Annotated in this window: 11 protein-coding genes; 7 read left to right on the top strand and 4 right to left on the bottom strand. The window is 71.4% G+C overall.

What is annotated here, in order from left to right; genetic code table 11:
• Positions 1 to 17: 17 nt before the first annotated feature.
• On the top strand, positions 18 to 1679 hold the full coding sequence (locus ACIPEQ_RS07675) for an ATP-binding cassette domain-containing protein (RefSeq protein ID WP_402714724.1): 1662 nt from the start codon (positions 18 to 20) through the stop codon (positions 1677 to 1679).
• Between the two features lie 115 nt (positions 1680 to 1794).
• Here the strand turns inward: ACIPEQ_RS07675 and proP are convergent, their stop codons facing one another.
• Complete coding sequence (proP, locus tag ACIPEQ_RS07670) at positions 1795 to 3369, bottom strand: glycine betaine/L-proline transporter ProP (RefSeq protein WP_238638258.1); 1575 nt, start codon at positions 3367 to 3369, stop codon at positions 1795 to 1797.
• 225 nt (positions 3370 to 3594) lie between these two features.
• On the opposite strand from proP, the gene valS reads away from it, so the two are divergent.
• The 4 genes from valS (at position 3595) to ACIPEQ_RS07650 (ending at position 9366) form a co-directional block, all read left to right on the top strand.
• On the top strand, positions 3595 to 6186 hold the full coding sequence (gene valS, locus ACIPEQ_RS07665; protein WP_402714723.1) for a valine--tRNA ligase: 2592 nt from the start codon (positions 3595 to 3597) through the stop codon (positions 6184 to 6186).
• Positions 6187 to 6251: 65 nt separating this feature from the next.
• A complete protein-coding gene (locus tag ACIPEQ_RS07660) occupies positions 6252 to 6503 on the top strand; it encodes a hypothetical protein (RefSeq protein ID WP_402714722.1) in 252 nt (83 codons plus the stop codon).
• Between the two features lie 140 nt (positions 6504 to 6643).
• Complete coding sequence (locus ACIPEQ_RS07655; protein ID WP_402714721.1) at positions 6644 to 7252, top strand: TetR/AcrR family transcriptional regulator; 609 nt, start codon at positions 6644 to 6646, stop codon at positions 7250 to 7252.
• A gap of 86 nt (positions 7253 to 7338) precedes the next feature.
• A complete protein-coding gene (locus ACIPEQ_RS07650; protein WP_402714720.1) occupies positions 7339 to 9366 on the top strand; it encodes a M3 family metallopeptidase in 2028 nt (675 codons plus the stop codon).
• Between the two features lie 456 nt (positions 9367 to 9822).
• Here ACIPEQ_RS07650 and clpX read toward each other — a convergent pair whose 3' ends face one another.
• Entirely contained in the window at positions 9823 to 11103 is a 1281-nt protein-coding gene (gene clpX / locus ACIPEQ_RS07645) for an ATP-dependent Clp protease ATP-binding subunit ClpX (RefSeq protein WP_058728416.1), read from the bottom strand.
• Positions 11104 to 11299: 196 nt separating this feature from the next.
• On the opposite strand from clpX, the gene ACIPEQ_RS07640 reads away from it, so the two are divergent.
• Together ACIPEQ_RS07640 and ACIPEQ_RS07635 are read left to right on the top strand one after the other, a co-directional pair.
• A complete protein-coding gene (locus tag ACIPEQ_RS07640) occupies positions 11300 to 12025 on the top strand; it encodes a YcnI family protein (RefSeq protein WP_402714719.1) in 726 nt (241 codons plus the stop codon).
• A 65-nt stretch (positions 12026 to 12090) separates the two neighbouring features.
• Positions 12091 to 12714, top strand: coding sequence for a copper resistance protein CopC (locus ACIPEQ_RS07635; RefSeq protein WP_402714718.1), 624 nt, complete (start codon positions 12091 to 12093; stop codon positions 12712 to 12714).
• Between the two features lie 127 nt (positions 12715 to 12841).
• Here the strand turns inward: ACIPEQ_RS07635 and ACIPEQ_RS07630 are convergent, their stop codons facing one another.
• Complete coding sequence (locus ACIPEQ_RS07630; RefSeq protein WP_058728413.1) at positions 12842 to 13501, bottom strand: ATP-dependent Clp protease proteolytic subunit; 660 nt, start codon at positions 13499 to 13501, stop codon at positions 12842 to 12844.
• 26 nt (positions 13502 to 13527) lie between these two features.
• Positions 13528 to 14154 carry an ATP-dependent Clp protease proteolytic subunit gene (locus ACIPEQ_RS07625; protein WP_058742932.1) on the bottom strand — a complete coding sequence of 209 codons (627 nt, stop codon included), beginning with the start codon at positions 14152 to 14154 and terminating at the stop codon, positions 13528 to 13530.
• Positions 14155 to 14230 lie beyond the last annotated feature (76 nt).

Here is a 14230-nt window from a genome sequence, read left to right as displayed (position 1 = left end):
CGGACCGGGGCCGTTCGGTGACGGGCGCGGAGCGGGTGCCGGACGTCCCGGCGCTCGTCGGTGCCGTGCTGCCCGTAGGGACGCGCGTGCTCGACGTCCGGGGGCTCTCGGTGTCGATCGACGGCAGGACGGTGGTGCACGGCGTCGACCTGCACGTCGACGCCGGTGAGTGCGTCGCCCTCGTCGGGGCGTCCGGCTCGGGCAAGACCGTGACCGCCCGGGCGGTGCTCGGCCTCTCCGCACCGGGAGCCGACGTCGCCGCCGACCGGCTCGAGCTCGTCGGCACCGACGTGCGCTCCCACACCGAGCGGCGCTGGCGTCGTCTCCGAGGGCGGTCCGTCGGCTACGTCGGCCAGGAGGCCCTCGGCGCCCTCGACCCCCTCCGCCCCGTCGGCCGCGAGGTCGCCGACGCGCTGCGCCTGCACACCGACCTCCGCGCAGCCGACCGGGTCGACGCTGTCCGTGCGGCCCTGGCGGGCGTGGGACTCGACCCGGCGATGGCGACCGACGGCCGGCGGTCCGGCACGCTCTCCGGCGGGATGCGACAGCGTGCGCTCATCGCGGCGGCGACCGTGACCTCCCCCGCACTCGTGGTGGCGGACGAGCCGACGACCGCGCTGGACGCGGCCGTCGCCGTCACCGTGATGGAGCAGCTCCGGGCGGTGCAGGAGCGCGGTGCCGGGCTGCTCGTCATCACGCACGACCTCGGGCTCGTCGCAGGGTGGGCCGACCGCGTGCTGGTCGTCGACGACGGCACGGTGGTCGAGCACGGGCCGGTCGCCGACGTGCTCGGCGCGCCCGAGCACCCCGTGACGCAGGCCCTGGTCCGAGCGGCCCGGGCCGGTGACGACCGGCACGCCGGCCGCGGTGCGGCGCCGGAGGCAGAGCCGGCGCCCTCGCGGGGTCCGGTGCCGGAACCGGTGCTGCACGGGGCCGGGCTCTCGCGGTCGTACGACGGGGTGCCTGCCGTGCAGGAGGTCTCGATCGCGGTCCGACCCGGACGGGTGACGGGCGTGATCGGCGCCTCCGGGTCGGGCAAGACGACGGTGGCGCGGATGCTGCTCGGGCTCGAGACGCCAGACGCCGGCACCGTCACGCTCGACGGTCGGCCGTGGGTCCCGCTGTCCGAACGGGACCGACGGAGCAGACGGCACCGGGTGGCCGCCGTCGTGCAGGACCCCGCTGCGACCTTCGACGAGCGGTGGACGGTCGAACGCGTGCTCGCCGATGCCCTGACCGACGGTCGGGAACGCCGGGCGCGGGGCGGGCTGGCCGACGCGGTCGACACCGCACTCCGTCGGGTGGGACTCGACCCCGTGCTGCGGACCCGCGCCCCGCGCACCCTGTCCGGCGGGCAGCGGCAGCGGCTGGCGATTGCCCGGGCGCTGGCGAGCTCGCCCGAGGTGGTCGTGCTCGACGAGCCCGTGACGGCACTCGACGCGACCGTGCAGGACGCGGTGCTCACGCTGCTCGAACGGCTGCGCGACGAGACCGGCGTGGCGATGGTGTTCGTGTCGCACGACCTGCGTGCCGTCCGCCGGATGGCCGACGAGGTGATCGTCGTGGACCAGGGACGGGTCGTCGAGCAGGGTCCCGCGGAGCAGGTGCTCGGTGCGCCGGAGCACCCGGCGACCGCGCGCCTGGTCGACGCCGCCGCCCGGCTCGCCCGCGGCACCTGAGCGCGGTCGACAGGGACGCTCGTCGTTGGTCGCTCGTCGCGGTGGATCGGTCCGCGAAAGCGACAGTGTCCCACCGAAGATCGGCGGGACACTGTCGGTTTCACGGAAGGGACGGCTACGAGCCCGCGTGCTCCTTGTCCGTGCCCGGCTTCGGGGCGTCGCCCGAGATGATCGGGATCTCGCTCGTCGAGAAGTCCTTCGCCCAGTCGGACTGCGCGAGCTCCGAGGTCGGGTCGTTGTAGTCCTCGATGACGCCGGCGACCTCGTCCTCGTGGGCGACCGTGGGGCCCGAGCCCATGAGCGGGGTGGCAGCGGTCTCCTTGGTGAAGAACACCGCGACGAGGCCGATCACGGCGGCGAGCATCAGGTAGAACGCGGGGATGTCCTCGGCCCACGACAGACCGGCGTCCTTCGCCCCGGCGATGAGCGCCTGCGTCGCGAGCGGCGTCGTGCCACCGAACAGCGAGACGGACACGTTGAACGCGATCGCCAGGGCGCCGTAGCGGATGATCGTCGGGAACAGCGCCGGGAGGGTCGACGGCATGGTCGAGGTGAACGTGACCAGCACGAGACCGAGGATCAGCAGACCGAAGAACACGCCCGCGCCGGTGCCCGACTGGACGAGCTTGAGCGCCGGCCACGACAGGACGATGAAGCCGATGCAGCCCGCGGCGAGGACCGGACGGCGGCCGAACTTGTCGGACAGGCGGCCACCGAAGGTGATGACGACCATCATCAGGATCATCACGATGACGATGAGGATCAGGCCGAACGTGGCGTTCTGGCCGAGGTTCGTCTCGAGGTAGGTCGGCATGTACGACAGCAGCATGTAGTCGGTCACGTTGAACACGAGGACCAGACCGATGCAGATGAGGAGCGAGCGCCAGTTCTCGGCGAACAGCTTGAGGAACGGCGTCTTCTGCGACTCGCGCTCGGCGGCCTGCTCCTGCTGCTTCTGGAACGCCGGGGTCTCCTCGAGCTTCAGGCGGAGGTAGAGCCCGATGAGGCCGAGCGGACCGGCGATCATGAACGGGATGCGCCAGCCCCAGCTGAGCAGCGTGTCCTCGGGCATCGTGTACTGCAGGATCGTGACGATCGAGGCACCGAGCACGTAGCCGGCGAGGGTGCCGAACTCGAGCCACGAGCCCATGAAGCCGCGGCGCTTGTCCGGCGAGTACTCGGCGATGAAGGTCGCGGCGCCGCCGTACTCACCACCGGTCGAGAAGCCCTGCACGAAGCGGGCGACGAGCAGCAGGACCGGGGCCCAGAAGCCGATCGTGTCGTAGGACGGGATCAGGCCGATCATGAGCGTGCCGGCCGCCATCAGGATCATCGTCAGCGCGAGGACCTTCTGGCGGCCGATCTTGTCGCCGATCGGGCCGAAGACGGCACCACCGATCGGGCGGACGATGAACGCGGCCGCGAAGAACCCGAAGGTCGCGACGAGGTTCGACGTGGGGTCGCCCGCCGGCAGGAACACCTTCGAGATGGTGACCGTCAGGTACGCGAAGATACCGAAGTCGAACCACTCCATCGCGTTGCCGAGGGCCGCGGCGGCGACGGCCCGCTTGAGCAGCGACTCCTCGACGACGGTGACGTCGTCCTCGGTCAGCTTGCGGCGTGCGCGCTTGGCCTGGGCCTTGGTGCGCAACGGCCGGTCGCCGTGCTGGTGTGCTTCGTTCGGTGCCACGTTCGTTCCTCCGGTAGTGCTGTGTCTTGCCTTCGGGCATCCGGCGGAGAGCGACTGTGCAGTCCTCGCAGACACCGCGTCCGCCGGACAAACTCCGACAGCCTACCAGATGGAGCGCTCCGACGACGCGGACCGCTACGATGAGGCCACCGCGGACTGTACTCGCGACACTCAGGCACCTCACCACGGACTCGGTGCCGCACACATCGATCGAAAGGCCCCGCCATGTCGAAGCCCATGCCCGAGAAGCCCACCGTCGACGGACTCGAGCAGGTCTGGGGCCCGGTCTGGGAACAGGACGGCACCTACCGCTTCGACCGCGACAGCGCGACGAAGGACGCGGTGTACTCGATCGACACCCCGCCGCCGACCGCCTCGGGCTCGCTGCACATCGGCCACGTCTTCTCGTACACGCACACCGACCTCAAGGCCCGGTACGAGCGGATGCGCGGCAAGCACGTCTTCTACCCGATGGGCTGGGACGACAACGGCCTGCCGACCGAGCGCCGCGTGCAGAACTACTACGGGGTCCGCTGCGACCCGCAGCTCCCCTACGACCCGGCCTTCGTGCCGCCGTTCGAGGGCGGCGACGGCAAGTCGAGCAAGGCCGGCGACCAGCTGCCGATCTCGCGCCGCAACTTCATCGAGCTGTGCGAGCGCCTGACGGTGCAGGACGAGCAGCAGTTCGAGCACCTCTTCCGCGCGCTCGGCCTGTCGGTGGACTGGACGCAGTCGTACCGCACGATCGACGACACCTCGCGGGCGAGCGCGCAGCGTGCGTTCCTCCGCAACCTCGAGCGCGGTGAGGCCTACCAGGCCGACGCCCCGACCCTCTGGGACGTCACCTTCCGCACGGCCGTGGCCCAGGCCGAGCTCGAGGACAAGGAGATGCCGGGCGCGTACCACGGCCTGGCGTTCCACCGCACCGACGGCGGCGAGGACGTCGTCATCCAGACCACCCGCCCCGAGCTCCTGCCGGCGTGCGTGGCCCTCGTCGCGCACCCGGACGACGAGCGCTTCCAGGACCTGTTCGGCACGACCGTCCGCTCGCCCCTGTTCGACGTCGAGGTCCCGGTGCTCGCACACCACCTGGCGCAGCAGGACAAGGGCGCCGGCATCGCCATGGTCTGCACCTTCGGCGACACCACGGACGTGGTCTGGTGGCGCGAGCTGCAGCTGCCGAACCGCGCGATCATCGGCTTCGACGGCCGCGTCCGCTCGGACGAGCCCGCGTGGATCGAGTCGACCCGCGGCAAGGAGCTCTACGCCGAGATGGCCGGCAAGACCGTGTTCTCGGCGAAGAAGGTCCTCGTGGACGCCCTCACCGAGTCCGGCGAGCTGGTCGGCGACGTGAAGACGATCAACCACCCGGTGAAGTTCTTCGAGAAGGGCGACAAGCCGCTCGAGATCGTCTCGACCCGCCAGTGGTACATCGTGAACGGCGCGCGCGACGAGCAGCTCAAGGAGACCCTCCGGAAGCGCGGCGAGGAGATCGCCTTCCACCCGGACTTCATGCGCGTCCGCTACGACAACTGGGTCGGCGGGCTCTCCGGTGACTGGCTCATCTCGCGCCAGCGCTTCTTCGGCGTGCCGATCCCGGTCTGGTACCCGCTCGACGCCGACGGCAACCCGGTCTTCGACCAGCCGATCGTCCCGACCGAGGCCCAGCTGCCCGTGGACCCGGCGTCCGAACCGGCTCCCGGCTACACGGAGGACCAGCGCGGCGTCGCCGGCGGCTTCCAGGGCGAACTCGACGTGATGGACACCTGGGCGACCTCGTCGCTCACCCCGCAGCTCGCGGGCAAGTGGGAGACCGACCCGGCGCTGTACGACCTCGTGTTCCCGTACGACGTCCGCCCGCAGGCGCAGGACATCATCCGCACGTGGCTCTTCACGACGGCCCTCCGCAGCCAGCTCGAGGCCGACGTCGCCCCGTGGAAGCACGCGAGCATCTCGGGCTTCATCGTCGACCCCGACCGCAAGAAGATGTCGAAGTCGAAGGGCAACGTCGTCACGCCGCTGTCGATCCTCGAGCAGCACGGTGCGGACGCGGTCCGCTACTGGGCCGCATCGTCGAAGCTCGGCACGGACGCGGCCTTCGACCCGCAGAACCCGAAGCAGATCAAGGTGGGTCGCCGTCTGGCGATCAAGGTGCTCAACGCGGCGAAGTTCGTCTACGGCTTCGAGCTGCCGAGCGGCGCGACGTCGGTCACCGAGCCCCTCGACGTGGACGTGCTGGCGGAGCTCGGCTCCGTGATCGAGCAGGCGACCGCGGCCTTCGACGGCTTCGACCACGCCCGGGCGCTCGAGGTCACCGAGCGGTTCTTCTGGACCTTCTGCGACGACTACCTCGAGCTCGTCAAGGAGCGTGCCTACGGCACCGCACCGGACGCGACGCACGAGACCCAGGCGAGCGCCGTCCTGGCGCTGCGTGCCGCGATCGACGCGCTGCTCCGTCTGCTGGCACCGTTCCTCCCGTTCGCGACCGAGGAGGTGTGGGCCTGGACCCACGACACCAGCGTGCACACGGCTGCGTGGCCGACGGTCGCGGAGCTGCCGACGCAGGCCGAGCCGTCCGGGCTGCTGGCGGCCGTCGGTCAGGCGCTGATCGGGATCCGCGGTGCGAAGACCGCCGCCAAGGCGTCCCAGAAGACGCCGGTCACCCGTGCCGTCGTGGCAGCCCCCGCCGACCAGCGCGCGCTCATCGAGCGCGCGGCGGTCGACCTGGCCGCGGTCGGCCGGATCGAGAACCTGTCGTTCACGGACGGCGAGGAGCTCGCGGTGACCGAGATCGAGCTCGCCGAGCAGCAGGCGTAGCGTCGGTTCCTGCGGGCCGGTCGCGTCGCCGACGCGGCCGGCCCGCACACGGACTGGAGGCACGGATGCAGTTGGGTACACGCTGGAACGTGGGTGGGCAGCCACCCGAGCGACTCCCCGAGGCGATGGTCGTCGCCGTACGCGGTGTCGAGGAGGAGCTGGCGGCCGAGTCGGTCGACGCATCGACCTGGCGCTGGACGCTGACGTACCTCGAGGGCAAGCCGATCGTCGAGCTCGACGACGGGACCTCGATCCGCCTCGACCCCGCCGGCCGGGCGCAGGTGACGAACCCGGACGACGCGCCGGAGGAGGACTAGCGCCGGACCCGCGGCCCCGGACGACGCCGCCGACCCGGTCCTAGACTGGAGAACGCCCGTTCCCGGCGCCGGCGCCGGCGCACCACCGCACGGCGTGACGGACGGATCGCAGGGGCGCAACGCGCAGGAAGGGGACGCTCGTGGCCAGCACCAGCAGCACCGTGGACCCGCAGGTCCGGTCGCGCATCGTCGACGCCGCGGACGCGCTCTTCTACGCCCGCGGGTTCCAGTCGGTCGGCATGGACGAGATCCGGACGACCGCCGGCGTCTCGTTGAAGAAGCTCTACTCGGTGTTCCCCGGCAAGGAACAGCTCGTCGCCGCGGTGCTCAGCGGGCGGCACGACTTCTGGGAGCGCGGCATCGAGCAGGCGGTCGCCGCGGCCCGGACCCCGCGGGACCGGCTGCTCGCGGTGTACGACTTCCTGGAGCAGTGGTTCGGCGACGACACCTTCCGCGGCTGCGGCTTCATCAACGCCTTCGGGGAGCTGGGGGCGACCTCCCCCGCGGTCGCCGAGATCGCCCGGGCGCACAAGGACTCGTTCCAGCGTTTCGTCGCCGGGCTCGCCGCGGCCGCCGTGCCGGACCTCGACGCGGCCGAGGAGCTCGCCGCCCAGCTCGCGCTCCTCGCCGAGGGCGCGCAGACGACGGCCGCGATCGCCGGGGACACGACGCCGGCGCGGCACGCGCGGCGTGCGGCGGCAACGCTGATCGACGTGGCGACGCGCGAGGCGACCGATCCGCCGCGCTGAGGCGGGCTGACGTCGGTCGGGAGGCGCGGGGCGGGCCCGCCACGTGCCTCCAGACCGGTGTCCGGCCCGGTCCGTAGGGTGGGGCCATGGACACCCCGTTCGACCAGCCGAGCACCCTCCCCTACGCCCTGCCGCCGTTCGACGACGTCCGGCTCGAGCACTTCCGCCCCGCCTTCGACGCCGGCATCGCCGAGCAGCGCGCCGAGGTCGAGGCCATCGCCACCGATCCCGGTGCACCGTCCTTCGAGAACACCCTGGTGGCGCTCGAACGCTCCGGGCAGCTGCTGACCCGGGTCTCGCACGTCTTCTTCACGCTTTCTTCGGCGGACTCGACGCCGGAGCTGCACGACCTCGAGGCCGAGGTGTCGCCGCTCCTCGCCGCGCACCGCGACGCGATCACGCTCGACTCCCGGCTGTACGCCCGGGTCGACGCGGTGCGGTCCTCGCTGGCCGACCGCGCGGACCTGTCCGACGAGGACCGCCGGCTCGTCGAGCGGGTGCACACCGAGATGACGCTTGCGGGGGCCGGTCTCGACGACGGCGGGAAGGAGCGCCTGACCGCGATCAACCAGGAGCTGTCGACGCTCACCACGACCTTCGAGCGCAATCTGCTCGAGGACACGAACGACCTCGCCGTGCACGTCACCGACGAACAGGAGCTCGCCGGGCTCGACGACGGCGCGAAGTCCGCTGCGGCGGCCGCTGCGCAGGACCGCGGACTCGACGGTTGGCTCGTGACGTTGCCGCTCTACACCGGCCACCCGTGGCTCGCCTCGCTGACCGACCGCGGTCTGCGCGAACGGATCATGCGCGCCTCGCTGTCGCGCGGGCGCCGCGGGAACGCCCACGACAACCGTGCGGTGCTGCTGCGCATCGTCCGGCTCCGGGCCGAGCGGGCCGAGCTCCTCGGCTTCCCGAACCACGCCGCCGTCGTCACCGCCGACGAGACCGCGGGCACGCCGGAGGCCGTCGACGGGCTGCTCTCGTCGCTCGTGCCAGCGGCCGCGGCCAACGCCGAGGACGAGCGCGCCGTACGCTCCCGCACGGTCGGCTTCGACGTCGAGGCGTGGGACTGGGCGTTCGCGACCGAGGTCCTCCGCGGTGAGCAGTTCGCCGCCGACAGCTCGGCGCTGCGTCCCTACTTCGAGGCCGACCGCGTGCTGCACGACGGGGTGTTCCACGCCGCCGGCGCCCTGTACGGGCTGACGTTCACCGAGCGCCCGGACCTGCACGGCTACAACGACGAGGTCCGGGTCTTCGAGGTGCGCGGCGACTCCGGCGAGGAGGTCGGGCTCTACCTGCTCGACCTGTACACGCGGGACGGCAAGCGTGGTGGTGCGTGGATGAACCCCGTCGTGGAGCAGTCGCACCTGCTCGGCACGCTGCCCGTCGTCGTGAACAACCTCAACGTGGCGAAGCCCGCACCCGGGTCACCGACGCTGCTGATCCAGGACGAGGTCGAGACGCTGTTCCACGAGTTCGGGCACGCGCTGCACGGGCTGATCGCGCGGACGACCTACCCGCGGTTCTCGGGCACGAACGTCGAGGGGGACTTCGTGGAGTTCCCCTCGCAGGTCAACGAGATGTGGGTGACGTGGCCCTCGGTGCTCGCGAACTACGCCAAGCACCACGAGACCGGGGAGCCGCTGCCGCCGGAGCTCGTCCTCGGGCTGAGCGACTCGGCCGGCTTCAACGAGGGCTTCTCGACGACGGAGTACCTCGCTGCGGCACTGCTCGACCAGGCGTGGCACCGGCTGTCGGCGGCGGAGGCTGCGGAGGTCACCGACGTGGAGACGTTCGAGCGCCAGGCCCTCGCGTCCGCGGGCGTCGACGTGGCCGCGGTGCCGCCGCGGTACTCGTCGACGTACTTCGCGCACACGTTCTCGGGCGGGTACGACGCCGGCTACTACGGCTACATCTGGTCCGAGGTGCTCGACGCGGACACCGTCGAGTGGTTCCGGGAGCACGGCGGACTCTCGCGCGAGGCCGGGCAGCGGTTCGCGTCGCTCGTGCTCGGGGTCGGCGGCGCGCAGGACCCGCTCGAGGCCTACCGGGCGTTCCGCGGCCGCGACGCCGAGGTCGGGCCGCTGCTGCGGCGCCGCGGGCTCGAGTAGCGCGGCGGGCGGCGGCGGGCCGGCGGGCCGCAGCGGCGCCGGCGGGCCGGCGGGCCGCAGCGGCGCCGGCGGGCCGGCGGTGCGCGCCGCCCGTCGAACCACGTTCCCGACATCGAACCAGGCGCCGCGGTTGGTTCGATGTCGGAAACGTGGTTCGATCACGGACGGACGAACCGCGCGACGGCCGACCGGCCGGCGTTCGGCCGGCGCCCGGCCGGCGCGCCGGCGGCCCGGCCGCCGCGGCGCCGGGCCAGTGCGTCGGCACAACCGGAAGCACGTCACGCCGCGGAAGTCCGTGGCGCGACGTGCCTCCCGTGGTGCAGCGGCACGCCACACCGCGGATCGCCCCGGACCGCCTGCGCACCGCTCCCACGAACGCACCCGCATCCGCTCCCGCACGCGACGACGGCCCGGACCCACGCGGGGACCGGGCCGTCGGCCTGCGGGCGTCGGACGCTACGCGGACTTCTCCACGCGCTTCGCCCGGGGCCGCGGCACGATCGTCGGTGCGGCGTTCTCGAGCACGGACTCGCGGGTGATCACCACACGGGCGACGTCGTCGTCCGAGGGCACGTCGAACATCACCGGGCCGAGGACCTCCTCGAGGATCGCCCGGAGCCCGCGGGCACCCGTCTGCCGCAGCACGGCGAGGTCGGCGATCGCCTCGAGCGCACCGCGGTCGAACTCGAGCTCGACCCCGTCGATCGCGAACATCCGCTGGTACTGCTTCACGAGCGCGTTCTTCGGCTCGGTCAGGATCTGCATGAGCGCCGCCTGGTCGAGCTGCGACACCGTGGTGACGACGGGCAGACGACCGATGAACTCCGGGATCAGCCCGAACTTGTGCAGGTCCTCGGGCAGGACGTCGGCGAACAGGTCCTGCTGGTCGAGGGGGCTGTGCAGCGGAGCGCCGAAGCCGATCCCGCGCTTGCCGACGCGCGACGACACGATGTCCTCGAGCCCGGCGAACGCCCCCGCCACGATGAACAGCACGTTCGTCGTGTCGATCTGGATGAACTCCTGGTGCGGGTGCTTCCGGCCGCCCTGCGGCGGGACCGAGGCCGTCGTGCCCTCGAGGATCTTGAGCAGCGCCTGCTGCACGCCCTCGCCCGACACGTCGCGCGTGATCGACGGGTTCTCCGCCTTGCGCGCGATCTTGTCGACCTCGTCGATGTAGATGATGCCGGTCTCGGCGCGCTTGACGTCGTAGTCGGCAGCCTGGATGAGCTTGAGCAGGATGTTCTCGACGTCCTCGCCCACGTAGCCGGCCTCGGTCAGCGCGGTCGCGTCGGCCACGGCGAACGGCACGTTGAGGCGCTTCGCCAGGGTCTGCGCCAGGTAGGTCTTGCCGCAGCCGGTCGGGCCGATGAGCAGGATGTTCGACTTGGCGATCTCGACGTCGTCGCGGTCCTCGGCGGCGGTGATCTGCCCCTGCGCCCGGATGCGCTTGTAGTGGTTGTAGACGGCCACGGCCAGCGCACGCTTCGCCGGGTCCTGCCCGATCACGTACTCCTGCAGGAAGTCGAAGATCTCGCGGGGCTTCGGCAGCTCGAAGTCACCGCTCGTGGTGTCCTCGCCCGCTTCGGCGAGGCGCTCCTCGATGATCTCGTTGCACAGCTCGACGCACTCGTCGCAGATGTACACCCCGGGCCCGGCGATGAGCTGCTGGACCTGCTTCTGGCTCTTGCCGCAGAAGGAGCACTTCAGCAGGTCAGCGCTCTCCCCGATGCGTGCCATGTCGGTGCCCTCCTTGGATGACCGGTGCGGTCGACCGATGCAGGCTGGTGACCCGCGCGATGTGATCGACTCTAACCGCATCCGGTGACAGCGACGGCGACGCCGTTCGGCCTGTCCCGACCCGTTCGCCCAGGGCGTGCACACCTGGTACCGTGGACCCGTTCCTCTACAAGTTGTAGAAAACCGGAAGGACCCCATGACGAAGCGCCTCGCCCTCCTCGGCACCGGAACCCTCGGAGTCACCGCCGCGATCGTCCTCGGCACCGCGGCCGCCGCGAGCGCGCACGTCGAGGCCGACGCGACCTCGACCGCGGCGAACTCGTACACGACCGCGACGTTCTCGGTGCCGCACGGCTGCGACGGCTCCCCCACCACGAAGCTCGTCTTCCAGGTGCCCGAGTCGGTCATCGAGGTCACGCCGACGGTCAACCCGAACTGGACGATCACCAAGGCCACCGAGCCCTACACCGCGCCGTCGAGCAGCACCGCGAGCGACGAGGAGCCCGAGGCCGGTGCCGAGCGCGTCACGAGCATCACCTACACCGCGAAGACGCCGCTGCCCGCCGACGAGCGCGACACCTTCGCGCTGTCCTTCGCGCTGCCCGACGGCAAGCCCGGCGACCGTGTGTCCTTCCCCGTCGTGCAGACGTGCGAGCAGGGCTCGGTGGACTGGGACCAGGCGCAGGAGAGCGGGAAGGCCGAGCCCGAGCACCCCGCTCCCTCGATCGTCCTGACCGCCGCCAGCACGGCGAGCGGTGAGGACGACGACGCCACGACGGCGACCGCGAGCGACGCCAGCGCCACGACGTCCGCGCAGCCCGACCTGGTCGGTCGCTTCCTCGGCCTCGGCGGCCTGCTCGTCGGTGCCGTGGGCCTGGTCGTCGCCGTCGCCGCCACCCGCCGTCGGGACGCCGCCAAGTGACCCGTCGCGCGCGTCCGACGGGCGGCCGCCGGTCCGGCACGCCCCGACACGCGGTCTGGAGGCCCGTGGCCGCGACCGCCGCGACCCTCGCCGTCGCGGGCGGTGCGGTCCTCGGGCTCGCCGCCCCCGCCAGCGCGCACAACTACCTGGTGTCCTCGACCCCGGCGGTCGGTGGAACGCTCACCGAGCTCCCGGACCGCTTCGACATCACCACGAACGACCGGCTGCTGGCGATCGGCGGGTCGGACTCGGGCTTCGCCTTCCGGGTCATCGGACCCGACGGCCGGTACCACGAGGACGGCTGCGTCTCCGTCGACGGGCCCTCGATGACCACGAAGGCCGCCCTCGGCGACTCCGGCAAGTACGAGGTCGAGTGGCAGATCGTGTCCGCCGACGGCCACACCGTCTCCGACCGGTACGACTTCACGTGGAAGGCGCCGGCCGGCTTCTCCCCCGACCGCGGCACCGCGACGCCAGCGACCTGCGACACCGGCAGCAGGGGCGGCTCGGGGGCGGCAGCGTCCAGCGCACCCGACGCCGCATCCGGTGACACCGGCGACTCGAGCGCGACCGACGCCCTGTTCATCGGCGCCGGCGGGATCGTCCTCGCCGGCGTCGTCGTGGCGGTCCTGCTGCTGCTCCGTCGCCGTCCCGCCGCACCGGCAGCCGACGACCACGACGAGGACTGACGCCCTCCCACCGGACCGGCACCGCGCCTCCAGGCCGAGAGCGCGACCACGACGACGGCAGCACCCGCTGCACCCGGCACGACGAAGGCCCCGCACCGTTCGGTGCGGGGCCTTCGTGTGTCCAGCGCTACTTGACGAGCGCCGGCAGGTTCTTGCGGCTCGTGAGGACCTGGTCGATCAGGCCGTACTCGAGGGCTTCCTCGGCGGACATGATCTTGTCGCGCTCGATGTCGTTGTTGACCTGCTCCGGCGTGCGGTTCGAGTGCTTCGACAGCGTCTCCTCGAGCCAGGTGCGCATGCGGAGGATCTCCGCCGCCTGGATCTCGATGTCGGACGCCTGACCGCCACCCTGCTGGGTCGCGGGCTGGTGGATGAGCACGCGGGCGTTCGGCAGCGCCAGACGCTTGCCGGGGGTACCGGCAGCGAGGAGCACCGACGCGGCCGAGGCAGCCTGGCCGAGGCAGACCGTCTGGATCTGCGGACGGATGTACTGCATCGTGTCGTAGATCGCCGTCATCGCGGTGAACGAGCCACCGGGCGAGTTGATGTACATCACGATGTCGCGGTCCGGGTCCATCGACTCGAGCACGAGCAGCTGGGCCATGACGTCGTCGGCCGACGCGTCGTCGACCTGCACGCCGAGGAACACGATGCGGTCCTCGAAGAGCTTCGCGTACGGGTCCTGCCGCTTGAAGCCGTAGGCCGTGCGCTCCTCGAAGCTGGGGAGGATGTAGCGATCGGACGGAGCCGGGACGTTCTGCGCGCCACCGAGCATGGGGAGGTGCATTCTCGTTTCCTTCTCTTCGGTGGTGGTCAGTGGGACTCGGGCTCGGCGGCCGCGGTCGGCGTCTCGCCGTCTCCCACGGTGCCGCCGCCGCCGACGACCTCGTTCGAGGACGCGCGGAGGTGGTCGACGAAGCCGTACTCCAGGGCTTCCTGCGCCGTGAACCAGTTGTCGCGGTCGTTGTCCTTGAGGATCTGCTCGATCGACTTGCCGGTCTGCTCGGCCGTGAGCTCCGCCATCCGCTGCTTCATGTCGAGGATGACCTTGGCCTGCGTCTGGATGTCGGCAGCGGTGCCGCCGAAGCCACCGGACGGCTGGTGCAGGAGCACGCGGGCGTTCGGGGTGATGTAGCGCTTGCCCGGCGTGCCCGACGAGAGCAGGAACTGCCCCATCGAGGCGGCGAGGCCGATGCCCACGGTGACGATGTCGTTCGGCACGAACTGCATCGTGTCGTAGATCGCCATGCCCGCGGTGATCGAGCCACCGGGCGAGTTGATGTAGAGGTAGATGTCCTTCTCAGGGTCCTCGGCGGCGAGCATCAGCAGCTTCGCTGCGATCTCGTTCGAGTTCTCGTCGCGGACCTCAGAGCCGAGCCACACGATCCGGTCTCTCAGAAGGCGGTCAAAAACACTGGGGTTCAGTGTCGCTTCGGCCATGGAAAAGCTCCCGTTCAGTTGTCGCTTGATGTCGAACTTATCGGGTGCAACGCGGCTGTTCGCGCCTGTTCGCTGT

Origin of the sequence: Curtobacterium sp. NPDC087080 (assembly GCF_044745105.1) — a bacterium.
GTDB lineage: Bacteria > Actinomycetota > Actinomycetes > Actinomycetales > Microbacteriaceae > Curtobacterium.
The sequence above is the reverse complement of the archived record's forward strand: the minus strand, read 5'-3'. Positions and strand labels throughout refer to the sequence as shown.

Excerpts from the sequence above, each read along its gene's own strand:
- valS (WP_402714723.1), top strand. The coding sequence starts at position 3,595 with ATGTCGAAGCCCATGCCCGAGAAGCCCACCGTCGACGGACTCGAGCAG.
- ACIPEQ_RS07660 (WP_402714722.1), top strand. The coding sequence starts at position 6,252 with ATGCAGTTGGGTACACGCTGGAACGTGGGTGGGCAGCCACCCGAGCGA.
- ACIPEQ_RS07650 (WP_402714720.1), top strand. The coding sequence starts at position 7,339 with ATGGACACCCCGTTCGACCAGCCGAGCACCCTCCCCTACGCCCTGCCG.
- clpX (WP_058728416.1), bottom strand. The coding sequence starts at position 11,103 with ATGGCACGCATCGGGGAGAGCGCTGACCTGCTGAAGTGCTCCTTCTGC.
- ACIPEQ_RS07640 (WP_402714719.1), top strand. The coding sequence starts at position 11,300 with ATGACGAAGCGCCTCGCCCTCCTCGGCACCGGAACCCTCGGAGTCACC.
- ACIPEQ_RS07630 (WP_058728413.1), bottom strand. The coding sequence starts at position 13,501 with ATGCACCTCCCCATGCTCGGTGGCGCGCAGAACGTCCCGGCTCCGTCC.
- ACIPEQ_RS07625 (WP_058742932.1), bottom strand. The coding sequence starts at position 14,154 with ATGGCCGAAGCGACACTGAACCCCAGTGTTTTTGACCGCCTTCTGAGA.